Here is a 26,599-nt window from a genome sequence, read left to right as displayed (position 1 = left end):
CGGTATGCCAATGCCAAATAAGCTGGCTGATCTACCGCTTTCGCGAGCAAGCCCGCTCCCACATTTACATCTTCAGCGTCTTCGTAACACTGCTTCAGCGGTAGATATCTTCCCGCGTCCACGGCAGTTCATGGCTGCCATCGGCATGAGTTTTCACGGCCAGGATCTGATGCAGGTTGATCCAGCCCCGTGCGAACGCATAGGCACAACCGGCCAGGTACAGCCGCCAAATACGCAACGCTTGCTCCGGCACCATCTTCGCCGCCGCTTCAAGGTTGTCCTCAAGCCGCTCGCTCCAATGGTCCAGCGTGCGCGCGTAATGCAGGCGCAGGCTTTCGACGTCCACCACTTCCAGCCCGACTTCACTGATCTCGGCAGTCATCATCGCCAGATGGGGCAACTCACCGTTGGGGAACACGTAACGCTCGATAAAATCCCCGGCGCCACGGCCGACAGGACGACCATCCGTGTGCTTGGCGGTAATGCCGTGGTTCATCACCAGGCCGCCTTCACGCACCGCGCCAAACAGGGTTTGGCAGTATTGCGCCAGGTTGGCATGCCCAACGTGTTCGAACATGCCCACGCTGACCACTTTGTCGAAGCGACCGTCTTGGGGCAGGTCGCGATAGTCGAGCAGTTGCAGGTCCACCTGGTCTTCCAGGCCATCCGCTTTTACGCGCTCCCGGGCCAGTGCCAACTGCTCCTTGCTCAGGGTGATACCAAACACTTTGACCCCGAATTCCCGCGCCGCAAAACGCGCCAATCCGCCCCAGCCACAGCCCACATCAAGCAAATATTCACCCGGTTGCAAACGCAGTTTGCGGCACAGGTGGCGAAATTTGTCTTGTTGAGCCTGGTCGATGGATTCGCTACCGGTTTCAAAGTAGCCGCAGGAGTACGCCATGTCCTGGTCCAGCCAAAGCTGGTAGAACTCGTTGGACAGATCGTAATGATAAGAAATGGCGGCGGCATCAGTGGCCTTGTCGTGGATCGAGCGCACCGGATGACTTTCCTCGTCATCTTCGATCAGGGCGTGACTCAACTCGTCACATACCCGAATGACCTCGGCGATGGAACCTTCCAGCTCCAATTTGCCCTCGACGAACGCTTCGCCCAATGAGTCGAGCGTTGGATGGGTCAGCATGGAGACCGCCGTGGGGTCCTTCACCACGATGGTCACACTGGGCTCAGGGCCCAAGTTGAATTCATGGCCGTCCCAGAGTCGAAGACGAAGCGGTAGCTTGAGATTCTGTAAGGCCGGTGGAAGTGGCGCGAGCATGAGTAGTCCCCCCTTGTTTCAGACGTCTGGAATGAGGGTAGACCATCCGAAGACAAAGTAGGTGGCTATCGAATTGATAGCGCTTTTCTACGAGGCCCGAAACTCGAGCAAACCGTCTTGGATCCACTGTTTCAGCCACGTCACCGCTTGCAGCGGTGCCCCCTCCTTATAAGTGACTGCTAACTCTGCGCACAGTTCTGAAAAGCTCCAGCCGGTGGCGACCATTCCTGCCAGTGCACAGGCTTCAGAGGGTTCCAGGCTGCGGTAGTGGCACACGTTCTGGTGGCGCCACACCAGGCAAACCTGCGCTAATTCCAGCGAGTGGCTGTCGGGGAAGTCAGACTCATCCTTGCTGGCCCGCCAAATCGCCACGGTATTGAAATGGCAGAGCATCTGCTGCACAGAAGGCGCCAGGGCTACCTGCAAACCCGGCCAGGCTTCGGGTGGCAGTTGCGCCATATCATTCAGGGTCAGCGGCTCACCCTGCGGCGCATCAAATGCCAGGGTAAAGGCCCACTCCAACCGTGCCAGTTCGGCCAGCGGCGCGCTCTGCTCAGCCACCAGGTGCTCAACGATAAATGCCGGGAACCGCTCACCCAGCCAACGCAGGCTGTAATGGGCAGACGGATAACGCCGCACATAGGCCTGCGTCAATAACGCGAACTCATCATCCCCCAGCCAATACCAGATGGCGCCGAAATCATGGCGCAACACTTCCTGCAACCGCGACACGTAGGCGTTGTGATAAATCGCCAAGCCCGTGTCTACGTCCAGGGTCGGACCGCCGAGCAAGGTGGCGGCGAAACCACTGTTGGCCACCGCCGTTTCGGATAATAGATGCTGTTCAAAGGCCAACTGCCAATCGGTCAGGCGCATAACGACCTCCGGGCCAACGCGGTAGCTCCCAGTTCACGGGCCTTGCTCAACTCGGTCAGCAGCTCTTCGAACGGCGGGAAATGGTCATCGCGCTCCAACAGCGTCGACACCGGCCCCAAATGCTCAAGTGTCTGTTGATAGAGCGCCCACACCGGGTCGCATACCGGATGGTCATGGGTATCGACGACATAATCACCGTAGTCCATATGCCCGGCCAAATGCAGTTGGCGGATACTCTCGGGCGGCAGGCTGCGGATAAACGTCCACGCATCAAACCCGTGGTTGCGCGAGCTGACATACACATTGTTGACGTCCAGCAGCAACTGGCACCCCGTGAGGTGAGCCAAGGCATTGAGGAATTCCCACTCAGTGAATTCGTCCGCCCTGGAGCGTACGTAGCTGGAGACATTTTCCAGCACCAACGGACGCTGCAACACGTCCTGCACTTGGCGCACACGGCCGGCCACGTGGTAGAGGCTTTCTTCGGTGTACGGCAATGGCAGCAAATCGTGCAACTGATGCGCGCTGCCGCGGCTCCAGCACAGGTGATCGGAAACCCACGCAGGTTGAATACGCTCGGCGAGCTGTTTGATTTGTTTAAGGTAATCGGTATCGAGGGCATGGGGCCCACCAATGGACAGGGACACACCGTGCATCACCAGGGGATAGCGCTCGGCTATCGCGTCCAGGTAGTACAAGGCTTTACCGCCCTGGACCAGATAATTCTCGGAGATCACTTCGAACCAATCCACGGCTGGCGATAGTTCAAGGATCTGCTGGTAATACTCACTGCGTAAACCCAGGCCGTAACCCAGACTGTTAGGGGAAGTGGACATCAGACACTCCTGGGCAAAGTGTCCGCAGCGGCGGGGGGCGTCCGCTGCGGTTGCACTGGTTTGCCGGTTATTCGCCGACTTTGCCGCCTTTTTCGTCGCACATTGCCTTGCTCATAGAGAGGAAGCCCTGGCCTTTGCAGGAACCTTGACCTTTGCAGGCGTGGTCTTTGGTTTTGCAGTCGTTCTGGCCTTTGCAGGCGTTGACGCCATAGCAATGCACAGCGGTATCAGCGGCTTGAGCCTGAGTGACTACACCAGCAAACATAGTAGCGGCGGCCATTGCGAGGGCGGCACCGGCAGCAGCGGATTTAATGTTCATTCTCGTATTCCTCATGAGCAGTAGTGGAGTCGGTCTGAACGGATTGTTCAGTCTCGACATACCACTAGAGTGAGGTCCCGCATTGGCGTTACAGCCGTGTGCAAATATTTCTGAAAATTATTCGTCGAGCTTCAAAAGCGGCTCCTGAAAGCGCAGCAAACGCCCGGCGTTGCCCAGTACCAGCAAGGTGCTGAGGTTATGCAACACTGCCGCAATCATTGCGCCTGCTGCGCCCAGCCAGCCAAACGCCGCGAACACCACGATGGCCAAGGTCCAGCCCAGGCCGATAACCACATTGACCTGCAACGTATGTCGGCACTGACGGCTCAAGCGCACACAGGTGCCCAGGCGGCGCAGGTCGCTGCCGATCAACACCACGTCCGCCGACGCGAGGGCGATGTCCGCCCCACCCGCACCCATCGCCACGCCAACCACACCCGCCTTCAGCGCCAAAGAGTCGTTGATGCCGTCGCCCACCACCATCGGCCGGAAACCACTGCTGATTTCTCCCAACACGCGGTTGAGCTTGTCTTCCGGCAAGGCCTGCGCTTCGACGTCGCTGATGCCTACGTCCAGCGCGAGGCTGTCGGCCACGCTTTGACGGTCGCCGGTCAGCAGCAATTGGCGGCCAAGGCCTAAATCCCGCAACTCTTGCAGTGCCTGACGTGCCTCCGGCTTGACGCTGTCGGCCAGCAACAGCCACGCGAGGAACTGCCCGTTCAGCGCCAACCCGGCAATCGGGCCGTCGTGATTGGGGACAGGGGTGCTGACGATGCCCAATTGCTCAAACAACTCCGGTCGCCCAAGGGCCGCCTCGCCCTGCTCGGTCTGCGCCACTACGCCAAGGCCCTGGCGTTCGCGAATGTCCGTAAGCGCCAGCATTTGTTCCTGAGTCGCCAAACCTGCCAATGCACGGCTGACCGGGTGGCTGCTGGCCGAACCGAGGCTGGCCGCCAGGTTCAACACCACCTGCCGATCCGGCGCCGTGGTTTCGATGGACTGCAAGCGCAAGGTGCCAAAGGTCAGCGTGCCGGTCTTGTCGACCACCAACGAGGTGAGGTCCGCCAGCTCCTCCAGAAACGCCGAGCTGCGAATCAAAATCCCATGGCGCGCCGCCACCGCAATCCCGGCAATCGCCGTGGCCGGTGCCGACAGCACCAAGGCACACGGGCACGCCGCCACCAGCACGGCGAGCATCGCCTGGGCGTCATTGGTAACAAACCAGGTCACCGCCGCCAGCAGCAACACCAGCACCATATAGCTGCCGGCATAGCGCTCCAGCAGCCGCGTGATCGGCGGTTTGGAGCGCTCGGCGTTCTGCATCAGCGCAATGACTTTGCCCAAGGTCGACTCATCACCGGTGCGCGTCACTTGCAAGCGCAACAAGCCATCAAGGTTGATCGCCCCACCAAACACCTGCACGCCGACGCCGGCTTCCAACGGCACCGACTCCCCGGTGATAGGCGCCGTGTCCAGGCTGGCCTGGCCGGACAGCACCACGCCATCGGCGGGTACCCGGTCGCCGGCGCGCACTTCGACGATATCGCCGGTGTTCAGCGTGCCGTTATCCACTTCAACGATGCTACCGTCGGCCTGCACCAACCGCGCGTGGCTGCGGGTGAGTTTGCCCAGTGCGTGAATCGCTTCCTGGGAGCCGATCACGCTGCGCTCTTCCAGCACATGGCCGAAGATCATGATGATCGGCAGCAAGGCGGCGGTCAGCAGGTCGCCCGTGGCCCACGCCCCCATCATCGCCAGCGCGATCAATTGGTCGGTGATGCCATGCAGGCTCGGGTAGCGCAGGCTGTACCAGGCCGAACGCATCACCGGCACGGCCACCAGCAAGGAGGCGACGCCGAGCAGTAATTGGCTGACACCGTTCTGATCCGGCGCCAGCCAGCGCCACACCAGGCCCAATATCAGCAACCCCAAGGCCAGCATGGCCAGGGTCAATTGCCGGGCAGCACTGCGCTGCTCGGCGGACGTCAACATAGGCGCGCTCATTGCTCGGCTCCCTGGATGATCAAGCGGGAGTCGTCTTTAGGATCGACCGTCGTCACTGAACCGGCCTGGCCAAGAATTTTCGGCACGCGCTCGCGGTAAAGGCGCAGCAGCAAGCCGGGGTCTTTGACCTGCGCCAAGCTGGCAACAGTGGCGGTTTGCGCCTGGGCATTGGCCAAGCGTTCACTGGCCTGGGCGTGGGCAACTTGCACCAGGCGGTCAGCCTCCTGGTTGGCGCTCTGGGTGAGTTTTTCCGCTTCGGTGCGCGCGTTGGCCACGGCTTTATCGGCTTGCTGGCTGGCCGTCAGCACCGCGTTGAACGCATTCACCGCCGGGCCCGGCAGGCTCGATTGCACGTCGACACGGGTGACTTCAATGCCCAGCCCCAAACCCGTCGCGGCCAGCTCCGCCAGGCGCTTATTAATAGCTTGCACCAGATCTGCGCGCAGCCGCTCACGGCGCTCGGCCGCGCCGTTGTCAGTGCCGATCAGCTCCGGGCGCGCCACCAGAATCGTGTCCAGATCGCGCGCAGCCGTCAGCGCCACGGCGCTGCGCGTCACCAGTCGATCCAACGCCGGCAGCACATGCTCGCCCTGCAGCACAAACGCGTAGGGTTCGGTGACCTTGTAAAACACCCGCACATCCAGCTGCACCACACCGGCATCGCCGGTCAGCAGATAACCGGAACCCGCCAGCGCATCACTCAATGGCGTGGCGAAACTGGCGACGCGGTCGGCCTGGGTTGCCGCATCGGAGCGCAGCAGGTTCTCCACCCGACGTTCGATCACGCGGTCCGCTGCGGGTAACAGCACAACTTGCTCGAACGGCTGTGGCCACGCCAGCAGGAGCCCGGCGTTCTGAATCCGGTCCAGCGCGCCGAAGTGCAATACCACAGCGCGGTTTTGCGGGTCGATCTGCCGCACATTGGAAAACGCCCAAGCCAACGCCGCCAGCACCGTCACCGCGTACAACGCCAGGAACGTCAGGCGCCCGGCCTGGATCCACGGGCTGTCCGGGCCGTCACGCTCGGTCATGGTTGAACGTCCTTCGGCCCGTCCACCAGTGCACGGAACGGCGCGGCGTCGGTGCGCAGGATGATCCGGGTGCTCGGCGTGACCACCGTGCCCAAGGTGTCGAGCGAACGCAGCAGGTTGTACAGCTGCGGATTGCCCGCGTAGGCCCGACCATAAATTTGCGCGGCTTCAACCCGCGACTGGGCTTCGATATCGGCGGCTTTCACCGTGGCATCGGCCTGCACAATTCGCGCATCACGCTCGGCGGCAGAGCGGATCTGCGCCGCTTCACGCTTACCGACAGCGGTGCGTTCAGTGGCAATGGTTTCACGCTCGGCACGCATGCGGTCGACGGTGGCCGTGAGGGTGACCGACGGCAGGGTCAGGCGCTCGATACCGACTTGCGCCACGCGCACGCCATAGGTGGTGAGCAATTGTTGATCAATCTGCTGGCGCAATTGCGCCTCGAAATCGGCAATGCGCACCTGGCTGGCGTCGGTGTTAATCAAGCTGGACAGGTCGAAGCTGGCCGCCGTGGTTTCCAGCGCCGAGCCGACGAACGTGCGAATCTGCCGCGCCGCTTCGTCCGGCTGGTTCTGCACCGCGCGCATAAAGCGCTGCACATTGTCGGCATCGCCCTGCACCTGCCACGCCACATAGGCCTGCACGATGATCCGCAGGCCGTCGCGGGTACCCACATCCTGCAAACCGCTGGAGGTAGTGCGCAAGCGCAGGTCCACCGGGATCGCGGCTTCGAAAGGTGCCGGCCAGCGCCAGCCCAGGCCCGGTTCCAGCAGCACCCGCGACGGGTTGCCGAACCGCGTAATCACCGTGGCCTCGCCGGAACGCACTTGCACCAGGCTGGCGGCCGCCACCGCAAACAGCACCAGCAACACCGCCCAGGCCATGCGCCGCCAAGGGAAAGGCCCGGCCGCCTGCTCATCGCCGTGATGGTGATGATGATGGCCGTGGTGGTGATGACCGTGATCGTGAGAATGAGCGCTCAACAGACAGACTCCTTATTGAACGGCTTTACGCGGCACCGAAGGATCGGCCGGCAAAGTAAAAGAACGCAGATCGATCGTTGGCGCGCCATCGGCGCCCAGGCGGTGATCCAGAATAAGCAGCTTGGCGTGCGCCAGCCCTTGGCTCAGTTGAGCGAGATACTGCTCCAGCACGAAGGCACGGCCTGCGGTGGCGTAAGCCTTTTGTTCGGCGCTAAAGCGCAGGTCTGCCGCTTGGGCGCCCGCGTTCACTTCACGGGCGGTGGCCATCGCCTGGTCGCGCGCGGTGCTGGCCAGCAGCAAAGCCTGGTTGGTTTGTTCGCTGGCGGCGCCGCGCTCACGGGAAATCAGCGCCTGGGCACCAATTTGTGCCGCCTGCACGCCGTGGTAGGCGTTGGCGGCGCCGGCCGGTGGGTGAATGGCTTCCACCACCGTGGCCAGAATTTCCACGCCGCTGTCGAGTTTTTGCAGGTCCGCCTGTACGGCGCGCCCGACCTCGTCGGCGAGGCTGGTGCGTTGTTCGCCAAGAAGTTCGTCGAGGGTGCGCGAGGCAAAGTCATGCACGAGGATGCGGCTGGCGGTACTGCGAATCAGCGTCGGCACATCGGCGCTGTTATAGGTGGCGGCCAGTGCGGCCTGATCGGTGAGGCCGATGCGGTAGACGAAACGTACGTCCATATTGACGATCTGGAAGCTCTGCTTGTCGCCGCTGCTGCTGGCGATCACCTGGGACTTGTCATTCACATGGCTGGCATCCCACAACCGGTTAGCGATCAGCGGCGCCGGGCCTTCGGCAGGGGCCAACGGCGGTGCTGCGGCGTCGCTGGCGCTGGTGGCCAGCTCATGCACAACGCCGTTTTCCACACTCAGGACGCGACCCAGTGGCCACGGCAACCCGGCATGCAGGCCCGGGCCGAAGACTTCCACCGGTTTGCCGAACCGCTCATAAATCCCACGGCCTTGCAGGGGCACTTCGTGCACGCCGGTCAGTGACCAGCCTACCGCCAGCACCACCAGCAGCACCGGCAAGAACGCCCGGCGCATGTAGGTAAACGCCCAGATCTGGCGCAGGTCGATGCCGAAGCGGTTGTGCAGTTCGTGCTGCAAAGCGAGCAAGGGTTGTGGCGGCCAGCGCAGCAGACCGGCGATAAAGCTTTGCGCCATCAAGCGTGGTTCGAGCCGTGGCTGGCGCGGGCTGAACAGCGACAGCGTGCCCCTTAACAGGAACTCCAGCGCCACCAGCGCTGGCAACAGGCCAACAATCGTCGCCAAGCGCAGCGGCCAGACGGATTGCGCGCCGGCAAACAACAAACAGATCGCACTGACCACCAGGACAAGAATCGCCACCCGGATCAATTGCGCCAGCTGCGAAGCTTCAGGCCATTGCGCAGCGGTTTCCTGAGCCAGACGGCGCTCGAACACCAACAAGCCAAAGGCCAGCGCCAGCGCCAACGCAGCGCCGATGCTCGCGGATTGCCCCACGGGCGATGCGGGCAGGGCCAGGTTCCAGAATTCGATGATACTGACCAACGCCAACAACGACCAACCACAGAGCCACAACACGGGCGCGCCGATCTGGGCCAGCAAGCCGCTGCCGAAACGCTCCAGCAGACGCGCGTACCCACCGCGCTCTTCGAGGGGCCGTTCGATCAGTTCAGCCGCGGGCTCTTCCAGCGCCTGGGCGCGCCAATCGGCGACCCACCACGCCGATTGCAACCCGGCCACCAGCACCAGCAGAGCGCTCGCGCAATTGATCAGCACCACCGGCCAGATCGACAGCGGCGCAAACAAGGCGACGAACAACGCCAGCACCCAACCGGCGACAGCCAGGGCGGTCAGGCTGATGCCGGCCTGCCTCAATCGACGGGCATGGAACAACCCTTGTTGAAAACGCGCGAGGCCTTCAACCGAAGCGCCGTCAGCTTCTAAATCCACTTGCATCCACTCAACGCCCGCTTACACACAGTTCGTTACGATATAACACGCGGCGTGAAATTTTTGTTCGCTAAACACCGTTTTTGAGCCCTGCGCTGCGCCCCTGTGGACGGGGCTTACTCGCGATGGCGATGGGTCAGTGAATGCCTGTACTGGCTGGCCCATAGCTATCAGGCGCAAGCCCCCTGCCACAAATACCCTCCGGCACCTGCGAGACCGTGACTAAACCCCCATAAACACGCGCCATCACTGGTGCAGGCACGGATTAATCGGCACACTCCAAAACAGTTTTCGCGGGTTCACGGACAAGGAAGCGCCACTCCCCATGATTTCGATCTATCAGCTCAAGCCGCGTTTTCAAAACGTGCTGCGCCCCCTCGTGCAGCGTCTCTATGACAACGGCACCACCGCCAACCAGATCACCGTGTTGGCTGGCGTGGTTTCCCTGCTGGTCGGCCTGTTGATCGCCAGCTTCGCCCAACACCTCTGGCTGTTTGCGCTGATCCCGCTGTGGATGATCCTGCGCATGGCACTCAATGCCATCGACGGCATGCTCGCCCGGGACTTTGGCCAGCAATCGCGCCTCGGTGCCTACCTCAATGAACTGTGCGACGTCATCGCCGACAGCGCTCTGATCCTGCCCTTTGCCCTGATCCCCGATGCCAGCCTGGTGCCGGTGCTGCTGGTGGCGCTGCTCGCCGTGTTCAGCGAATACGCCGGTGTGCTCGGGCCGATGGTGGGCGCTTCGCGCCGCTACGACGGCCCAATGGGCAAGAGTGATCGCGCGTTTGTACTCGGGGTGCTCGCCACCGGCGTGGCACTGGGTTGGCTCAACGCAGGCTGGGTCGATACGGTGATGTGGCTGGTCGCCGCCCTGCTCGCCTATACCTTGGTCAATCGCGTGCGCCAAGGCCTCAAAGAAACGATTTCCCCTTCTGCATAAGGAATTTGCGATGCGCGAACAGCAAGAGCACACCTTCAGTACCCATGATGGCGTCGAGCTTTTCTATCGGCACTGGCCGGCCACGGCGCCTGCGGGCGATGAGCCGCGCAAGGCGATCCTGCTGTTTCATCGCGGCCACGAGCATTCGGGGCGCATTGCTCACCTGGTCGACGAACTCGACCTGCCGCAATTCGATTTCTTCGCCTGGGACGCACGCGGCCACGGCCAATCCCCCGGCGCACGCGGTGACAGCCCCAGCTTCGCCACCAGCGCGCGCGACGTGCAGACCTTCTGCGACCATATCGGCGCCACTTACGGCATCGAAGAAGAGAACTTCGCCGTCATCGCCCAAAGCGTGGGCGCCGTGATCGCCGCCACCTGGGTGCACGATTACGCACCCAAAATCCGCGCCCTGGTGCTGGCCTCCCCGGCGTTCAAGGTCAAGCTCTACGTACCTTTTGCGCGACCGGGCCTGGCGCTGATGCGCACGTTGCGCGGCAACTTTTTCGTCAACAGTTACGTCAAGGCCAAGTTCCTCAGCCACGACCCGGAGCGGGTCGCGTCCTACGACAGCGACCCATTGATCACCAAAGCCATTTCAGTGAATGTGCTGCTCGGGCTGTACGAAGCTGCCGATCGCGTTGTAGCCGATGCCCAGGCGATTCAAGTGCCCACACAACTGCTGATCTCCGGCTCCGACTTTGTGGTGCACCGTAAACCCCAGCAGCAATTTTTCGACCGCCTCGGCAGCCTGAAAAAAGAGCTGCATATTCTTCCCGGTTTTTTCCATGACACCCTCGGCGAACGCGACCGAGCGATAGCCGTGAGCAGCGCCAAGCGCTTTATCCTGCAGAACTTCACCCACCCGCTGGACCACGCCTCTTTGCTCGATGCCGACAAATTGGGCGCCACCTGCGCCGAGTCAGAATCCCTTGCCGCGCCGCTGCCACGTCATTCATTGCGCGACCTGTACTGGCGCATGACCCGCGCCAGCATGGGCTTGGGCAAGAACTTGTCGGACGGCGTGAAATTGGGCTTCGACACCGGCTTCGACTCCGGTAGCACACTGGACTACGTGTACCGCAACACGCCCACCGGTAAGGGCGGGCTGGGGCGGATGATCGACACCAACTACCTCAACTCCATCGGCTGGCGCGGCATTCGCCAGCGCAAGCTGAATGTCGAGGAACTGCTGCGCCTGGCCATGGCCAAGTTGCGTGCAGATGATCGTGAGGTACGAATTGTCGATATCGCCGCCGGCCACGGCCGCTATATTCTCGAAGCCTTGCAGGGCGTTTCGCCGCTGCCGGAATCAATCCTGCTGCGCGACTACAGTGACATCAACGTGCGCGACGGTGGCGCGCTGATCCGCGAAAAAGGCCTTGGGGATATCGCCCAGTTCGTCAAAGGTGATGCGTTTGACCGGGCTGATCTGGCGGCACTGGACCCCAAGCCGACTTTGGCGGTGGTGTCCGGGCTGTATGAATTGTTTGCCGATAACCGCATGGTCGGCGGTTCATTGGCAGGGCTGGCCGAAGCGGTGGAGCCTGGCGGTTATCTGGTTTACACCGGCCAACCGTGGCATCCGCAGCTGGAACTGATCGCCCGCGCGCTCACCAGCCATCGCCAGGGCCAGGCCTGGGTGATGCGCCGGCGCAGCCAGGCAGAGATGGATCAGTTGGTCGAGGCCGCAGGCTTTCGCAAGATCACCCAGCGTGTCGACGAATGGGGCATTTTCACCGTGTCCCTGGCACAGAAGATCTGAGCATGCGCGAACCCGGCTTATTGAAACCGGCAGTCCTGTGGCTGCTGTTGCTGGCGCCGTTGTTTTTCAGTACCTACGGCTTTGCCACCTGGGTCACCAGCCAGCGCAGCGACGTCGGCACGCTGGTGTTCGGCTGGGAAACCCATATGCCGTTCTGGGCCTGGACCATCGTGCCCTATTGGTCCATTGACCTGCTCTACGGGTTCTCGTTGCTGCTGCCCAACACTCGCCATGAGTTGAAACAACACGCATTGCGCCTGCTCAGTGCGCAAGTCATTGCCGTGAGCTGCTTCCTCATCTGGCCACTGCGTTTCACCTTTGAACGGCCGGAACTGGACGGTGTGTTTGGCTGGCTGTTTGCGGTGCTGGCCGGCTTCGACAAACCCTTCAACCAGGCGCCCTCACTGCACATCGCGCTGCTGGTGATCCTGTGGGTCATGTACCAGCGCCACACGCAAGGGTTCTGGCGTTGGGTGGTGCATGGCTGGTTCGCGTTGATCGGTATTTCGGTGCTGTCCACTTATCAACATCACTTTATTGACTTACCCACAGGCGCCCTCGCAGGCTGGTTATGCGTGTGGTTGTGGCCCGTGGAGCACCCGAGCCCGCTGTTGAATGCAAGGCTTACGCGGGATTCGCAGCAGTGGCGGCTCGGCTTGCGTTACGGCGCGGGGTCGGTGGTGCTATTGATTGTGGCGCTGAGCTTGGGGGGCGGGTGGCTCTGGCTGATCTGGCCGGCGGTTTCCCTTGGCCTGATAAAGGCAAACTACCTGGCGCTGGGTGCTGCGGGCTTTCAGAAACGCACCGATGGTCGTCTGACGCCCGCCGCACGCTGGTTGTACGCGCCCTACCTGGCGGCGGCGTGGATTAACTCGCGGTTGTGGACGCGTAAACATCCACAACCCGACCAGGTTGTGGATAACGTCTGGCTTGGTCGAATTCCTACCGCTAGTGAACAGGGGTCATTCAAGGCCATCGTCGATCTCTGCGCCGAATTGCCGATTAATCCACAGAGCTGCGCTTATTAATGCATCCCTGTGCTCGACTTGATCGCCCCGACCCCCGCCGAATGTCTGCAAGCCGCGCAAGCCATCGAACGCCTGCGCCTGGGCGGGCCCGTGCTGGTGTGCTGCGCCCTGGGGTATTCGCGTAGCGCCACGGCGGTCGCCGCATGGTTGCTGCACAGTGGCCGCGCGGCCAGTGTCGAGGAAGCGCTGGCTATTATTCGTACAGCCAGGCCCAGCGTGGTCCTGCATCCCACTCACCGTGAAGCTCTGGAGGGTTTGCCCCATGCCTGCTGATATGGAACTCCAAGTGGTCGCCAGCCTTCTGCGCCGTGGCCGATCACTCGATCAGTTATCCACAGGCCTGACCGTGGTCGGTGTGCTGTTCGGCCTGGCCCAATTGCTGATGGCGAGTATTTCGACAATCTGCCTGCTGCTCAGCCTGTGGATGATTATTCTCGGCCTGCTGCAAAAGTACTGGGCGCTACGCGTGGCTTTCGATGCCGACCTGTTCGCTCTGCTGGCCCGCGACCCCCAGCGCACACCCGATCTCGACCAGGCCTTGCAAACTCTCGGCCTGCAATCGCCCAAACGCGCCGGCCGGCCCTGGACCGAACGCCGTCGCGGCGCCCTTAAATTGTTGCGCAAGCAGGCTTGGCTGCTGGGCGCGCAAGTGCTGCTGACCTTGCTGGTGATACTCGCCAGCCCTTGGCTACCTTTTGCCGGATAAGGAATTCCCATGTTCGAACCTGTGGTCGCCACACTGATTACCTCGATGGCCCGCACCGTCACCGGCGCCCGTAGCCTGTGGCTGGGTTGCGCGCCGGTTCCGGTGCAACGCATTTACTTCGCCAACCACAGCAGCCACGGCGACTTTGTGCTGCTGTGGGCATCACTGCCGCAGAACCTGCGCAAATTCACGCGCCCGGTGGCCGGTAGCGATTATTGGAACAAAAGTGCCTTGCGCCGCTACATCATCAACCGCGTATTCAATGGCGTGCTGATCGACCGCGAGCGTAAAGACCCTGTGGATAACCCCTTGCAGCCCATGCTGGCCGCGCTTGAAGGCGGCGACTCGCTGATCATCTTCCCCGAAGGCACGCGCAACCTGGAAGACGGCCTGCTACCGTTCAAAAGCGGCCTGTATCACCTGGCAAAAAGTTACCCACAGGCTGAATTGGTCCCCGTGTGGATAGCCAACCTCAACCGGGTCATGCCCAAGGGCCGCGTGCTGCCGCTGCCGTTGTTGTGTACCACCAGCTTCGGCACGCCGTTGCAATTGGAAGAAGGCGAAGACAAAGCCGCGTTCCTTGCCCGTACCCGCGACGCCCTGCTTGCCCTCGCCCCGGAGCATGTCTGACATGGATAGCCAAACCTTGATGTTGTTCGGCGGGATCGGCGCGATCCTGGTGCTCGCCTCACTGATCGGACTGATCCTCAAACTGCGCACCCGTGGTACACCGAATGCGGTGATCGACAACCTCAACGCCCGCATCAACGCCTGGTGGGTGATGGTGGTGGTGATCGGCATTGCTTTCTGGCTCGGTACCGGCGCGGTGATCCTGCTGTTCTACGCGGTGTCGTTCTATGCCCTGCGCGAATTCCTCACCCTCACCCCCACGCGCCGCAGCGACTACCCGGCGCTGGTGGCCGCGTTTTACGTGGCCCTGCCCTTGCAATACGTGCTGATCTACTCGGACTGGTACGGGCTGTTCTCGATCTTTATCCCGGTGTATGTGTTCCTGCTGCTGCCGATCCTCGCGTCCCTCGGTGGCGACAGCACGCACTTCCTGGAGCGGGCCTCGAAAGTGCAATGGGGCCTGATGATCGCGGTCTTCTGCGTGTCATTCGTGCCGGCCCTGTTGACCCTCGACATCCCCGGTTATGAAGGCCGTAACCTCTTGCTGATCGCCTACCTGGTGATTGTGGTGCAACTGTCGGACGTACTGCAGTACGTGTGCGGCAAGCTGTTCGGCAAGCACAAGATCGCGCCCAACCTGTCGCCCTCCAAAACCGTCGAAGGCTTTATTGGCGGGATTCTGCTGTCGTCCCTGATCGGTGCGGCGCTGTGGTGGACTACGCCGTTTAATCCGTGGCAGTCGTTTTTGATCGCCTTGTTGATCAACCTGTTGGGTTTTGCCGGCGGCATTGTGATGTCGGCGATCAAGCGCGACCGGGGCGTTAAGGATTGGGGGCATATGATCGAAGGACATGGCGGGATGCTGGATCGTCTGGATTCGGTGTGTTTTGCCGCGCCGATTTTCTTTCACCTCGTTCGCTACTGGTGGACCTGAGCCATACAGGCTCAAGCCCAATGCGGATCAAATGTGGGAGCTGGCTTGCCTGCTCCCACACTGGTTTTGCAGTGTTTTCCAGTCCTCAGCCCGGCAAATGTCCCAGGGGCAAGGCGCCTGGGGTTTTCACGGTCTGGATCGCGAAGTTACTGCGAATATCCCTCACCCCCGGCAGCTTCAACAGGCTGCCGGTGACGAACCGCTCATACCCACGTAAGTCCGGCACCACCACCTGCAACAAAAAGTCCGACTCCCCCGACACCAGAAACGCCGAGATCACTTCGGGCAATGCCGTCACCGCCTCGCGAAAGGCATTCGCTTCGGTGTCGTTGTGCCGCTCCACCTTCACGCCGACGAACACCATCATGCCCAGCCCCACTTCGTCACGGTCCAGCGTGGCCTGATAACCGCGAATCACCCCGGCGTCTTCCAACAGACGCACGCGGCGCAAACAGGGGGAGGCGGACAGACCGATCGCATCAGCCAGTTGCACATTGCTCAGGCGGCCATCCCGTTGCAGGGCTTCAAGAATCTTTCGGTCGAACGCATCAAGTTTGATATTTGGCATAAGTGGATGGCCGTTGGCTGTATTGGTGGCAGATAGTGCCAAGACTAGACGCTTATCTGGCTGACTTCGCAAGCACCTGCCCCGCCTTTCAACCCTAGAATTGGCCGACAAATGGTGGGAGGTGAAACATGGCGCAGCTCTGGTTATTTCTGTTGGCCTTATCGGTGGCTTTCCTGTTGCCGGGGCCGGACATGATCCTGCTGCTGCAAACCGGAGCGCGCCAGGGCAAAGCCTTGGCGCTGACCACGACAATCGGCTTGGGGCTGGCCCGGGCATGCCATGTGGCGTTGGCCGGTATGGGTTTGGCGACGTTGTTCAAAGTGGCGCCGTGGACGTTTGACGTGGTGCGCCTCGGTGGCGCCGCCTACCTGTTATGGCTGGGCGTGCAATGCCTGCGTGCCAATGGGCTGACATCGTTCAACGAGAGCCAGGGCGCACCGTCGGTCCACGCCTGGCGCACGGCCTTTCAGCGCGGCCTGCTCACCAATCTGCTCAACCCCAAGGCCCTGCTGTTCTGCTCAGTGCTGCTGCCGCAATTCATCAACCCACAAGCAGGCCCGGTGGCGGCGCAGTTTGCGTTGCTCGGTGTAATCCTGGTGAGCGTCGGTTTCGTATTCGACTGCTGCTATGCCCTGGCCGGCGCGCGCATCGGCCACTGGCTGGCGCGCAATCGCTCGGCGCAGCGTGTTCAGCAGTGGTTATTTGGCAGTCTTTTGATTGGTTTTGCGGTGCGTCTTACGTTTGTGCAGCAGGCCTGAGCACGTCGGCAATTTCACGTCATCTTTTGTATCAAAGACGCGTGTAATATAGGCCGCACTTAGCCAGGGATGCTCACCATGCTCGATTCGTTGAAAGCGACCAGCCGCCGAATTCTCGGCGCTTTACTGACTGTGGTGAGTGCTCTCTTCGGCCAATGGCAACCGCCGCCCTGGCTGCGCACCCTCGGGCATGGCCTGGCAAATGTGGGCCATAAAGCACGCGCCTACCCGCGTCAGGCCGGTGCCGGGGTGTTGGGTCTGGTGTTACTGGCCGCCGCCGGCTTCTATGGCTGGCAGTGGTACTCGCATCTGCCGCAACCGCACACCGTCGGTTATTCGCTGCACAAACCGAACCTGACTGATTACACCCAGCAACCACCGGTTGTGGATAACTTGCAGGTGCGTTTCGCCGAATCTGTGGCTCCACTGGCAGCCATTGGCAAGCCAGTCACCGAAGGCATCACCCTAAAACCTGAAGTGGCCGGCGCCTGGCGTTGGTCCGACGACCACACCTTGTTGTTCGTGCCGGAAAAAGACTGGCCCGTCGACGCCCATTACACCCTCGACCTGGCCAAGAAAAAGCTGCTGGCCGACGGTGTACTGCTCAACCAGTACAGCAGTCAGTTTTCCACTCAACCCTTCCGCGCCACCCTGGCGCAAAACGAGCTGTATCAAGACCCGTCCAACCCGACGTTGAAACAGCTGGTGGCGACTTTTCATTTTTCCCACCCGGTCGATGAAGACAGCCTGCGCAAGCGTGTATCGGTAACCCTCGGCAAAGGCCTGGCCTACCGCGATGCCCAGTTACCCAACCGCCCGGAAATCACCTTCGACGACACCAGGCTCAATGCCTACGTACGCTCCGCCGCCCTGGCCACGCCACTGGAAAGCACGCCCGTCAGCGCCAAGCTCGATGAAGGGATCAAGGCCCGCGACGGCGGCAACGCCAGCACCGCTCCGCTGGTTTCTGAAGTCACCGTGCCCGGCCGCTATCGCCTGACCTTTACCGGCGCCGAAGTGAGCTTTGTCGACAACGCGCGCGCTGAACCGGAACCCGTGCTGATGTTCAGCAGTTCCAGCGCCGTGGCCGATGACACCATCGCAGGTAAGGTCCAGGCCTGGCTGCTGCCAGAAAAAGCCCAGGACGATACCCGCCCCTATTACAGCAACGAGATCGACGATGCTCTGCTGGCCCGTAGTTCAAAGGTCACCCTGACCCACGTGCCCAGCGTCGAACCACTGAATACGCTTCACGCCTTCAAGTTCAAGGCTCCCGCAGGCCGCGCGCTGTATGTGCGCGTTCCCGCGAACCTGGAAGCCATCGGCGGCTACCTGGCGAAAGACCCCACGGCGTCGCTGATCAGCATGCCGGCGTACCCACGCACTTTGCAGTTCCTGTCTGACGGCGCCTTGCTCAGCCTCAACGGCGAAAAACGCCTGGGCTTCATGGCCCGCGGCGTGCCCGGCGCCCATGTGGAAATCGCCCGCCTGCTGCCCAATCAGTTGCAGCACCTGGTGGACCAGAGCAGCGGCAGCTTCGCCCGTCCGAATTTTGGCAATGATTACTTCGACCGTATGGTGGAGCGTCAGTCGCTGGATATTCCGCTGTCGTCCAATGACCCGGCGAAAACCGTCTACGACAACGTCGACCTGAGCCACTACCTCACCGCCAACGGCGGTCGTCGCGGCATCTTTGTGCTCAAGCTCAGCCCTCAGGATGACCCCGCCGAGCGCACGTTCGATTACTCACGCAGCAGCACCAGCGACTTGCGTTTCATCGTGGTCACCGACCTTGGCATCATCGCCAAACGCTCCAGCGACGGCAGCCATGATGTGTACGTGCAGTCCATTGGCAACGGTTCGCCGGTGGCCGACGCACAAGTCGACATCATTGGTCGTAACGGTTTGCCGGTCAGCAGCGGCCGCACCGATGCCGAAGGCCATGCGCATTTCGCCAAGCTGGATGAACTGCGCCGTGAGAAAACGCCGCTGATGTATGTCGTCACTCGCGGCAATGACCAGTCGTTCCTGCCGATTGCCCGTCAGTCGCAACAGCTGGATTTGTCGCGCTTTGATGTAGGCGGTTTGGAAGAAGACGGCGCGATTGATCGCCTCAGCGCCTACCTGTTCACCGACCGCGGCCTGTATCGGCCCGGCGAAACGGCGCACCTGGGCATGATCGTGCGCAGCGGCAATTGGAAAGGCGCATTACAAGGCCTGCCGGTGGAGCTGCAAATCACCGACCCACGTGGCCTGGAAGTCATTCGCCAGCCGCTGAAACTGTCCACCAGCGGTTTTGAAACCTTTGATTTCCCCAGCAGCGAAGTCGCCCCCGCCGGGGATTACACCGCGACCTTGCAGTTGATTGGCCAGAAAAACACGCGCACCGACTTGGGCAGTGTCAGCTTCAAGGTGCGCGATTTCGAGCCGGACCGCATGAAGGTCAGCCTGAGCCTGCACGAGACTCCGGTGTTGGGCTGGATTCCACCGGACCAGGTGGTGGCCAAAGTCACCGCGATGCACCTGTTCGGCGCCCCGGCGTCCGGCCGTCGCGTCACCGCCAAAATGTCCCTGAGCCCCACGCTGGCGGCCTTCGACCGTTACCCCGATTACCGCTTCCGCCTCAACGATTCGCTGGAAGAAGCCAGCACCGAAGACCTGGCGGAAACCACTGTCGACGACAATGGCCAGGCGGTGCTCGACCTCAACTTGCAACGCTTCGCCAACAGCACCTATCGCCTGCAAGTGATGACCCAAGTGTTCGAAGCTGAAGGTGGCCGTAACGTTGCAGCGCAAAATGCGCTGCTGGTGTCATCCGCACCTTATCTGGTCGGTGTGAAAAGTCAGGATTCGCTGTCGTACGTCGCCAAAGACGCCCCACGCCAAGTGCAATGGCTGGCCGTCGCGCCGGACCTTACACCCGTGGCGGTGGACGGCCTGACCAGCGAAGTCATCGAGCACCGCTATGTGTCGGTGCTGGTGAAACAGTCCAACGGCACCTACAAGTACGAGTCGCGCATCAAGAACATCAGCCAACCGGCCTCGCCGCTGGTGATGACCAAGGAAGGCGCCAAGCAGACCCTGAACACCGGCACGCCGGGCGATTTCACCCTGCAACTCAAGGACGCCAACGGCAACCTGCTCAACCAGATCGACTACAGCGTGGCCGGGCGCGGCAACACCTCGCGCTCCCTGGAGCGTAACGCCGAGTTGCAATTGCGCCTGGATAAACGCAGCTACGCCACGGGTGACGAGATCGCGATCAGCATTCGCGCGCCGTACACCGGCGCCGGCTTGATCACCATCGAGCGTGACAAGGTTTACACACAGCAGTGGTTCAAGGCCGACAGCACCAACAGCGTGCAACATATCCGCGTGCCTGCAGGGCTCGAGGGCAATGCCTACGTCAACGTGCAGTTCGTGCGGGACATCGGCTCGTCCGAGGTCTACATGAGCCCGTTGTCCTATGGCGTGGTGCCGTTCAGCATCAACCTGGATGCACGGCGCATGGCGCTGAAAGTCGAAGGCCCGGCGAAGATTGAGCCGGGGCAGACCCTGGATATCAAGGTCACTGCCGACCGCCCAGGCCGCGCGGTGGTCTACGCGGTGGACGAAGGTATCCTGCAAGTGGCGCGCTATCAGACGCCAGACCCATTGGGCTTCTTCTTCCAGAAGCGTGCGCTTGAAGTCGGCACCAGTCAGATTCTTGACCTGATCTTGCCGGAATTCAGCCGCCTGCTCAGTGGGGCGGCGCCCGGCGGCGATACAGAAGGCGGCCTGGCCAATCATCTGAACCCGTTCAAGCGTAAACATCAGCCGCCGGTGGCCTGGTGGTCCGGACTGGTGGACTTGCCCGCCGGTGAAACCGTGCTGCATTACCAGGTGCCGGACAGCTTCAACGGCAAGCTGCACCTGTTTGCGGTGGCGGTGGATGCCGACAGCGTCGGTGTCAGCGAGGCCAATACCGAGGTGCGCGGGCCGATTGTGATTACGCCGAACGTACCGGCTTTTGTGGCGCCGGGAGATGTGTTCAATGTAAGCGCCGGGGTGTTCAGCAACCTGGATGCAGCGGCGGATGTGAAGTTTGAAGTGCAGACCAGCGACGGCCTCAACGTGCAGGGCGACAAGGGCAGCACCTTGTCCCTGCAACCGCGCAAGGAAGGCACGGCAGAGTTCAAGATCAAGGTCGGCGAAACCCTCGGCTCGGCGGACCTGCGTTTTATCGCGGTATTGCCGGACGGCAAACGCATCCAGGTCGCGGAAACCACGTCGATCCGCCCACTGAGCGAGCATCGCGTGGCCCTGAGCCTGGGCCGCTTCGACAGCGCCAGCAAAGAACTCAAGCCAACGCGTGAACTGTTCAGCCAATTGCGTGATGTGCAACTGGGTGTGGCGGCCTCGCCGCTGGTGTGGGCCAACGGCCTCAAGCATTACCTGGATGACTACGGGTATGCCTGCACCGAGCAACTGGTGTCCAAGGCCATGCCGGCGTTGATCTGGGGTGGCACTGCGCCAGAAGCCGAGCAAGCGTTCAGCGGCGCGGTACGCATGCTGCGCCAACGCCAGAACTCGGCCGGCGGCTTTGGCTTGTGGGCGGCCAACCCGGACGTGGCGCCGTACGCCAGTCTGTACGCCACTGACTTCCTGATCGAAGCCAGGGAGCGCGGGCTACCGGTGCCGGAAGACCTGCTGGTACGCGCCAACACGTATCTGACAGACCTGGCCAATGGTCCGAGCGAAGGCCTGTCGGAATTGCGCAACCGTGCCTACGCCAGCTACTTGCTGAGCCGTCAGGGGATTCTGGTGAGCGGCGCCCTGAGCGATATCCGCGAGCGCTACGAGAACTACTTCAAGGACACTTGGCAGAACGACCTGGGCGCCGCCTACCTGGCTGCCAGCTACAAGCTGCTTAAGCAAGATCGCCAGGCGGATGCATTGTTCCGCAAAATCCCGTGGCGTTCCCTTGTGGATAAGTGGGACAGCGATGGCCTGTACTACGACCCGCTGGTGCACGATGCTGAACACTTGCACCTGCTGGCGCGTCATTTCCCCGAGTTGCTGGGCGATGTGCCGACGGCGTTGCTGGACAAACTCGGCAAGCGCCTCAACGAACAGCGTTACAACTCGCTGTCGGCCGCCCTGTTGCTGCGCGCGCTGGATAACTATGGCCAGCGTGCGCAAAGCGACATGACCCTCAAGGCCACCGCGTGGTTGGGTGACAAGCAACAGCAACTGCTGGAAATGGCCGGCCAGCCACCGCGCGCCGCCGTGCCGGGCAGCACGCAGAAACTGGTGATGGAAAAAACCGACGGCCCGGCCGCGTTCTACATGCTCAGCGAAGCCGGCTTCGACAAAGGTACCCAGCTCAAGCCAATCAACAACGGCCTGGAAATCATCCACGAGTACCTCGACCTTAAAGGCGAGCCGGTGAGCAAAGTCGCGGTAGGCGATGAGTTCCTGGTGCGTCTGCGTCTGCGCGCCACCGACCGTGATCAAGTGCAGCAAGTGGCCGTGGTCGACCTGCTGCCGGGTGGCGTCGAGCCTGTGTATAACTTGCCGCCGGAGCCGGAGGCCGCCAGTACCGATGAAAGCGAGGGTGAAGACTCCGAATACGCCGAAACCGCAGACGGCGAAGAAGCGGACGCCTGGCAGGCGCCCATCGGCGAGACCGAGTTGAGCAATTGGCAACCGGACTATGTGGATGTGCGTGACGATCGCGTAGTGTTGTACGGCACCGCGCTGCGCGATGTAGGCACGTTCGTCTACCGCGTACGCGCCACCAACGCAGGTACGTTCAATACGCCACCGGCCTATGCCGAAGGTATGTACGAAACCACCCTGCAAGGGCGCGGCAAAGTAGGCCAGCTTGAAATTACCAAGCCTTAAGCGCCTGACGCCGCTGTTGGCAGCGGCGTTGGTACTGGCGGGGCTGCGGCTGTGGCCCCATGCCCCGCTGGAACATGCCGTGACGTCGTCACGGGTAGTGCTGGCCGACGACGGCTCGCTGCTGCGCATGACGTTGGCGGACGACGGACAGTACCGCCTGTGGCTGCCCCTCGAGCGTATGTCGCCGTCACTGGTCGAGGCGTTGCTGCTCAAGGAAGACCGCAATTTCTACTGGCACCCGGGTATCAATCCCCCCGCGTTGCTGCGCGCGGCCGCGACCACCTACAGCGGCGGCCAGCGCCAGGGCGGCTCGACACTGAGCATGCAACTGGCGCGGCGCCTGTGGGACCTCAACACTCGCCAAGTACCGGGCAAGTTGCAGCAGATGGCGTTGGCGCTGTGGCTGGAAGCGCGCTACAGCAAGCACGACATCCTTGAGGCGTACCTGAACCTGGCGCCCATGGGCGGCAATATCGAAGGTGCCGAAGCGGCCAGTCGCATTTATTTCGGCAAGTCGGCGGCGCAGTTGTCGTTGTCCGAAGCCTTGGCGCTGGCGGTGATTCCGCAACAGCCGGGTCGGCGCGCGCGCTTCGGGCCATCGCTGCAAAACGCACGGCTGCGGTTGATGACCGAATGGCGCGGAACTTATCCACAGGACCCGCGCAACGACAGTTTGCTCGACTTGCCCCTGGAGGCGCGCAACCGCCAGCAGATTCCTTTTCTGGCGCCACATGTGAGTGAACAACTGTTGGCGTCCCAGGCCGGCAACGAACTCAACACCACCCTTAACATGCCCTTACAGCAATTGCTCGAACGCCTGATCACAGGCTTTATTGCCGAACGGCGCAGCACAGGTGTGGAAAACGCCACAGCAATTCTGATCGACAGTCGCGACCAGAGCGTCAAGGCCTTGGTGGGTTCGGCGGATTACTTATCCACAAGCATCCACGGCCAGGTCAACGGAGTGTTGTCCCGCCGCTCACCTGGGTCGACGCTCAAGCCATTTCTGTATGGGCTGGCGCTGGATCAGGGGGTGATCCACCCCATGAGTATCCTCAAGGACTTGCCGAGTAACTTCGGCTACTTCCAGCCGGAAAATTTCGACGGTAGCTTTGTCGGGCCGCTGACAGCGCGGGATGCTTTGATCCGTAGTCGCAACATCCCGGCGGTATGGCTCGCCAGCCAAGTGCAGTCGCCTTCGCTGTATGGGTTGCTGCAACGTGCCGGCATCAAAGGGTTGCGCAACGAAAGCCATTACGGCCTGGCGCTGGCCTTGGGCGGCGGCGAGATGACGCCGGAAGAGCTGGCGCGTCTGTATGTGATGCTGGCCGGCGACGGGCATTTGCGGCCGTTGCGGTATTTGCAGGAGCAACCGCAATCCACGGGCGCGCAGCTGCTCACGCCCCAAGCCGCGTTTATGGTGCGCGACATGCTTCGGCGCAACCCACGCCCGGACGGTTTGCCCGGCCGCCACTGGCGCACCGCCTGGAAAACCGGCACGTCCTGGGGCTTTCACGATGCCTGGAGCGCAGGCTTGGTCGGCCCGTACGTGCTGGTGGTGTGGGTGGGTAACTTTGATGGCCGACCGAACCCGGCTTTTATCGGTGCCAAGACCGCTGCGCCGTTGTTCTTTCGGATCGCCGACGCCTTGCCTCTGGCGCTGCCCAATGTCGTGATTAAAGCCGACAAACCGCCCGCCGGGCTGGTGCGCATCGATGTGTGCGCCGCCTCCGGCGAGTTACCCAACCACTGGTGCCCGCAAACTCGCAAGACTTGGTACATTCCCGGCGTGTCACCGATTCGCGTGTCTAACCTGCACCGCCCGGTACTGATCGACACGCGTACGGGCAAGGCCGCGTGCCCGCCGTTCGATGCGCAATACACCCGCGAAGAAGTCTTCGAGTTCTGGCCCAGTGACGTGCAGCGCCTGTACCGTGCGGCTGGCCTGCCTCGACGTACGCCGCCCAACGTAATGAAGAACTGCCAACCCAACCGCATCAGCGATCAAAGCGAAGCGCCGCAGATACGCTCGCCGCTGACGCAAGTGAGTTATCAGTTGCGCCTGTCCCAGCCCCAGGAAAGTATCCCGCTCACTGCCAACGCGGCCAGCGATGCGGCGACGCTGTATTGGTTTGCCAACCAGACCCTGATCGGCCAGGGCCCGCCACAAACCACACTGAACTGGCGGCCGGGCAAGTCGGGGGAATACCGGTTGCGGGTCAGTGATGATCAGGGGCGCAGTGCGAGCCGGGGGTTGAAGGTGGAATTTGTGCCGTGATCAGGCGTCTTCGTCGCCGAAACCGGCTTTACCGACGCGCTTTGCAAAATGGTTGTACGCCGCACCCAGCTTCCGTTGCTCGAAGATTGAAAACACCAAGGTACCCAGCAGGATCAGCATCCACACCAGAAACAGCTTCAAGGTATCCACCTGAGCAACGAACAGCAGTAAGGTCACTACGCCGCCGATGATCATGCCCAGCCCCATCCACGCCCCCAGGACACGGCCGACGGCCAGGCGCATACCTTGGGGCAGGACCAGGCGGGTTGCCATCATCACCACGATGAGCGTCAGGAAGAAGCCAAACGCGGCCATGAAGGGAATCGGGAAACCGCCCTCGCGGTACAACCAGGCCAGCAGTCGATACACCGGGCCCAATGGCTCCATTTGTTGATAGGTATCGGGGCCCGGCAAATGCAATTGGGCAAAATGCGCAGGCGTCATGGCCATGATGCCAACCCCGATCATCCCTATGATTGCGGCATAGAAACCGCCGGCGCGCCACAATGGCGCCAGCACCCGGGTATTTTCCACATCCTGAGTTTGCGAAAGGCCGAACACCGTGTTGCGCTGTTTGCCCTGGGCGATCACCGGCTTGCCCTCGCGCTCGCAGGCGTCGCCGATCAGCATCACATCCAGGTCCTGGACCAGCAGGATTTCACCTTGGCGTCGTGAGCTGCCGACGAGTTCATAGTCGTCAGGCGATTTGTTGCCGAACAGGTCAATACCCTCGGCCATCACGCGGATCTCACCTGTGGCGTCCTGTAGCCGAAAGTCATTGCAGCGCGCCTCTCCGGACACCCGGCTCCAACTCCAGCGGCCGTCGTCGTCTTTCTTGCCGTCTTCGACAATCCAGACATACCCCACGCATGGCGTGCCATTGACCGGCGACAGTAGGGTCTTGTCGGCAATCACTGTGCCGCGTACCTCCACCAGTCCCATCGCCAGCGACCGAATCTGGCTGGTGGCCAGCCGCTGTTCGGTTTTGTAAAAGTTGGGACCAAAGCTCGCCAGCAAGCCGACCAGAATGCCGACTGGAAAAAACAGCGCGATGAAGAGGTTCGGGGCATACACAATCAAACTGATAAAACCCGCGACCAACGCCAGTGCCAGCAGGGTTTTCCACAGCGGTTTTTTCACAACCTCACCGACCTGAGTGGTTTTCATGCCCCGGGCACCTCAAGCTTCACACCCTCGTAGCGGGTTTCTTCAGCACTGATGGCCAACAAGGGAATGCGCTGATAGCTGAGCATTCGCGCAAAGAACAGATCGGGGAACACCGCGATGGCGATGTTGTAGAGGTTGACCGACTCGTTGAAGAACTCACGTCGGTCGGCAATTCGCTCCTCCACGGCCGAGATGGCCTGCTGCAACTCAACCATGTTCGGTCCTGAGATCAGCGCGGGGTAACTCTCCGCCACCGCAATCACCGACTTGAGTGCCGCATTGAGCTGGTTGGACGCGTCGACCTTGTCGTTAAGGCTGCTGGCGTTGAGGTATTGAGTCCGCGCGTCGCTGAGGCGGGTGAACAGCGCGTTCTCATGGTTCATGGCGGTCTGCACCACGCGCATCAAGTCGGGAATCTGGTCGGCCCGTTGCTTGAGCAGTACGTCGATGTTGGCGAACGCCTTATCCACATCGTTACGCCGCATCACCAGGCCGTTATAGACCCCGACCATCCAGCCGACCAGGCCCACGACAATGATCAGCACGACAATGCCGGCGATTAGCAGTTCTATGTTCATGGTGACGGCGTCCCTGGCTGAGTTATCCACAGGGAAGCATTCTAGGGGTTAGCCTGACTGCGCGCCCGGTAGTAGCCCACAGATTCGACAAGAGG

At 61.6% G+C, this 26,599-nt stretch carries 19 protein-coding genes and 1 pseudogene; 9 read left to right on the top strand and 11 right to left on the bottom strand.

Annotated elements, in window-relative coordinates; translation table 11 throughout:
* Positions 1-94 precede the first annotated feature (94 nt).
* The 8 genes from cfaB to hflK (ACDZ94_RS08740) form a co-directional block, all read right to left on the bottom strand.
* Complete coding sequence (gene cfaB, locus ACDZ94_RS08775) at positions 95-1,279, bottom strand: C17 cyclopropane fatty acid synthase CfaB (protein ID WP_432751348.1); 1,185 nt, start codon at positions 1,277-1,279, stop codon at positions 95-97.
* A gap of 87 nt (positions 1,280-1,366) precedes the next feature.
* The gene (locus ACDZ94_RS08770) at positions 1,367-2,155 is read right to left on the bottom strand and encodes an HvfC/BufC N-terminal domain-containing protein (protein ID WP_064454802.1); all 789 of its coding nucleotides are present in this window, start codon (positions 2,153-2,155) and stop codon (positions 1,367-1,369) included.
* Positions 2,146-2,991, bottom strand: a complete 846-nt coding sequence (gene bufB, locus ACDZ94_RS08765; protein WP_432751347.1) for an MNIO family bufferin maturase — start codon at positions 2,989-2,991, stop codon at positions 2,146-2,148. Before bufB ends, ACDZ94_RS08770 begins: the two co-directional genes overlap by 10 nt.
* Positions 2,992-3,058: 67 nt before the next feature.
* Positions 3,059-3,310 (bottom strand): BufA2 family periplasmic bufferin-type metallophore, encoded by a 252-nt coding sequence (gene bufA2, locus ACDZ94_RS08760; RefSeq protein WP_064454804.1) that lies wholly within the window; start codon positions 3,308-3,310, stop codon positions 3,059-3,061.
* A 117-nt stretch (positions 3,311-3,427) separates the two neighbouring features.
* Positions 3,428-5,314 carry a cation-translocating P-type ATPase gene (locus tag ACDZ94_RS08755; protein WP_432751346.1) on the bottom strand — a complete coding sequence of 629 codons (1,887 nt, stop codon included), beginning with the start codon at positions 5,312-5,314 and terminating at the stop codon, positions 3,428-3,430.
* Positions 5,311-6,345 carry a protease modulator HflK gene (gene hflK / locus ACDZ94_RS08750; RefSeq protein ID WP_064454806.1) on the bottom strand — a complete coding sequence of 345 codons (1,035 nt, stop codon included), beginning with the start codon at positions 6,343-6,345 and terminating at the stop codon, positions 5,311-5,313. Before hflK (ACDZ94_RS08750) ends, ACDZ94_RS08755 begins: the two co-directional genes overlap by 4 nt.
* The gene (gene hflC, locus ACDZ94_RS08745; RefSeq protein WP_064454807.1) at positions 6,342-7,331 is read right to left on the bottom strand and encodes a protease modulator HflC; all 990 of its coding nucleotides are present in this window, start codon (positions 7,329-7,331) and stop codon (positions 6,342-6,344) included. The genes hflK (ACDZ94_RS08750) and hflC overlap by 4 nt, the downstream gene beginning before the upstream one ends.
* Before the next feature lie 12 nt (positions 7,332-7,343).
* Complete coding sequence (gene hflK, locus ACDZ94_RS08740; RefSeq protein WP_432751345.1) at positions 7,344-9,269, bottom strand: protease modulator HflK; 1,926 nt, start codon at positions 9,267-9,269, stop codon at positions 7,344-7,346.
* Positions 9,270-9,588: 319 nt separating this feature from the next.
* On the opposite strand from hflK (ACDZ94_RS08740), the gene ACDZ94_RS08735 reads away from it, so the two are divergent.
* From ACDZ94_RS08735 to ACDZ94_RS08710, 6 genes and pseudogenes are all read left to right on the top strand, one after another.
* Positions 9,589-10,206, top strand: coding sequence for a CDP-alcohol phosphatidyltransferase family protein (locus tag ACDZ94_RS08735; protein ID WP_064454809.1), 618 nt, complete (start codon positions 9,589-9,591; stop codon positions 10,204-10,206).
* 10 nt (positions 10,207-10,216) lie between these two features.
* Entirely contained in the window at positions 10,217-11,971 is a 1,755-nt protein-coding gene (locus ACDZ94_RS08730; RefSeq protein ID WP_432751344.1) for a bifunctional alpha/beta hydrolase/class I SAM-dependent methyltransferase, read from the top strand.
* A 2-nt stretch (positions 11,972-11,973) separates the two neighbouring features.
* Positions 11,974-13,272 (top strand): annotated as a pseudogene (locus tag ACDZ94_RS08725) (phosphatase PAP2/dual specificity phosphatase family protein).
* Positions 13,262-13,705 (top strand): hypothetical protein, encoded by a 444-nt coding sequence (locus ACDZ94_RS08720; RefSeq protein WP_069552833.1) that lies wholly within the window; start codon positions 13,262-13,264, stop codon positions 13,703-13,705. The pseudogene ACDZ94_RS08725 and the gene ACDZ94_RS08720 overlap by 11 nt, the downstream one beginning before the upstream one ends.
* Positions 13,706-13,714: 9 nt before the next feature.
* Positions 13,715-14,335, top strand: a complete 621-nt coding sequence (locus ACDZ94_RS08715; RefSeq protein WP_407017525.1) for a lysophospholipid acyltransferase family protein — start codon at positions 13,715-13,717, stop codon at positions 14,333-14,335.
* 1 nt (position 14,336) lies between these two features.
* Positions 14,337-15,269, top strand: coding sequence for a phosphatidate cytidylyltransferase (locus tag ACDZ94_RS08710; RefSeq protein ID WP_064454814.1), 933 nt, complete (start codon positions 14,337-14,339; stop codon positions 15,267-15,269).
* A gap of 85 nt (positions 15,270-15,354) precedes the next feature.
* On the opposite strand, the gene ACDZ94_RS08705 is transcribed toward ACDZ94_RS08710, so the two are convergent.
* Positions 15,355-15,828, bottom strand: a complete 474-nt coding sequence (locus tag ACDZ94_RS08705) for an Lrp/AsnC family transcriptional regulator (protein ID WP_221296162.1) — start codon at positions 15,826-15,828, stop codon at positions 15,355-15,357.
* A gap of 137 nt (positions 15,829-15,965) precedes the next feature.
* Here ACDZ94_RS08705 and ACDZ94_RS08700 point away from each other — a divergent pair, with 137 nt between their 5' ends.
* From ACDZ94_RS08700 to pbpC, 3 genes are all read left to right on the top strand, one after another.
* Positions 15,966-16,595, top strand: coding sequence for a LysE family translocator (locus ACDZ94_RS08700; RefSeq protein WP_221295938.1), 630 nt, complete (start codon positions 15,966-15,968; stop codon positions 16,593-16,595).
* 78 nt (positions 16,596-16,673) lie between these two features.
* Entirely contained in the window at positions 16,674-22,481 is a 5,808-nt protein-coding gene (locus ACDZ94_RS08695) for an alpha-2-macroglobulin (RefSeq protein WP_432751343.1), read from the top strand.
* Positions 22,462-24,759: a penicillin-binding protein 1C gene (gene pbpC, locus ACDZ94_RS08690; RefSeq protein WP_432751342.1), complete on the top strand. Its 2,298-nt coding sequence runs from the start codon at positions 22,462-22,464 to the stop codon at positions 24,757-24,759. Before ACDZ94_RS08695 ends, pbpC begins: the two co-directional genes overlap by 20 nt.
* Here the strand turns inward: pbpC and ACDZ94_RS08685 are convergent, their stop codons facing one another.
* Positions 24,760-25,926 carry a hypothetical protein gene (locus tag ACDZ94_RS08685; RefSeq protein WP_432751341.1) on the bottom strand — a complete coding sequence of 389 codons (1,167 nt, stop codon included), beginning with the start codon at positions 25,924-25,926 and terminating at the stop codon, positions 24,760-24,762. It abuts the gene before it with no gap.
* Positions 25,923-26,504 carry a LemA family protein gene (locus tag ACDZ94_RS08680; protein WP_064454818.1) on the bottom strand — a complete coding sequence of 194 codons (582 nt, stop codon included), beginning with the start codon at positions 26,502-26,504 and terminating at the stop codon, positions 25,923-25,925. Before ACDZ94_RS08680 ends, ACDZ94_RS08685 begins: the two co-directional genes overlap by 4 nt.
* Between the last annotated feature and the right edge of the window lie 95 nt (positions 26,505-26,599).

The organism is Pseudomonas sp. UBT (assembly GCF_050915955.1).
In the GTDB taxonomy this organism is placed as follows: Bacteria; Pseudomonadota; Gammaproteobacteria; order Pseudomonadales; family Pseudomonadaceae; genus Aquipseudomonas; species Aquipseudomonas antarctica_A.
This window is presented reverse-complemented; position numbering and strand designations above follow the sequence as displayed.

Coding starts and splice junctions, on each gene's coding strand:
- ACDZ94_RS08720 (WP_069552833.1), top strand. CDS start 13,262: ATGCCTGCTGATATGGAACTCCAAGTGGTCGCCAGCCTTCTGCGCCGT.
- ACDZ94_RS08700 (WP_221295938.1), top strand. CDS start 15,966: ATGGCGCAGCTCTGGTTATTTCTGTTGGCCTTATCGGTGGCTTTCCTG.
- hflK (WP_432751345.1), bottom strand. CDS start 9,269: ATGCAAGTGGATTTAGAAGCTGACGGCGCTTCGGTTGAAGGCCTCGCG.
- ACDZ94_RS08695 (WP_432751343.1), top strand. CDS start 16,674: ATGCTCGATTCGTTGAAAGCGACCAGCCGCCGAATTCTCGGCGCTTTA.
- ACDZ94_RS08680 (WP_064454818.1), bottom strand. CDS start 26,504: ATGAACATAGAACTGCTAATCGCCGGCATTGTCGTGCTGATCATTGTC.
- ACDZ94_RS08730 (WP_432751344.1), top strand. CDS start 10,217: ATGCGCGAACAGCAAGAGCACACCTTCAGTACCCATGATGGCGTCGAG.
- cfaB (WP_432751348.1), bottom strand. CDS start 1,279: ATGCTCGCGCCACTTCCACCGGCCTTACAGAATCTCAAGCTACCGCTT.
- ACDZ94_RS08755 (WP_432751346.1), bottom strand. CDS start 5,314: ATGAGCGCGCCTATGTTGACGTCCGCCGAGCAGCGCAGTGCTGCCCGG.
- ACDZ94_RS08715 (WP_407017525.1), top strand. CDS start 13,715: ATGTTCGAACCTGTGGTCGCCACACTGATTACCTCGATGGCCCGCACC.
- ACDZ94_RS08735 (WP_064454809.1), top strand. CDS start 9,589: ATGATTTCGATCTATCAGCTCAAGCCGCGTTTTCAAAACGTGCTGCGC.
- ACDZ94_RS08710 (WP_064454814.1), top strand. CDS start 14,337: ATGGATAGCCAAACCTTGATGTTGTTCGGCGGGATCGGCGCGATCCTG.
- ACDZ94_RS08770 (WP_064454802.1), bottom strand. CDS start 2,155: ATGCGCCTGACCGATTGGCAGTTGGCCTTTGAACAGCATCTATTATCC.
- bufB (WP_432751347.1), bottom strand. CDS start 2,991: ATGTCCACTTCCCCTAACAGTCTGGGTTACGGCCTGGGTTTACGCAGT.
- bufA2 (WP_064454804.1), bottom strand. CDS start 3,310: ATGAACATTAAATCCGCTGCTGCCGGTGCCGCCCTCGCAATGGCCGCC.
- hflK (WP_064454806.1), bottom strand. CDS start 6,345: ATGACCGAGCGTGACGGCCCGGACAGCCCGTGGATCCAGGCCGGGCGC.
- ACDZ94_RS08685 (WP_432751341.1), bottom strand. CDS start 25,926: ATGAAAACCACTCAGGTCGGTGAGGTTGTGAAAAAACCGCTGTGGAAA.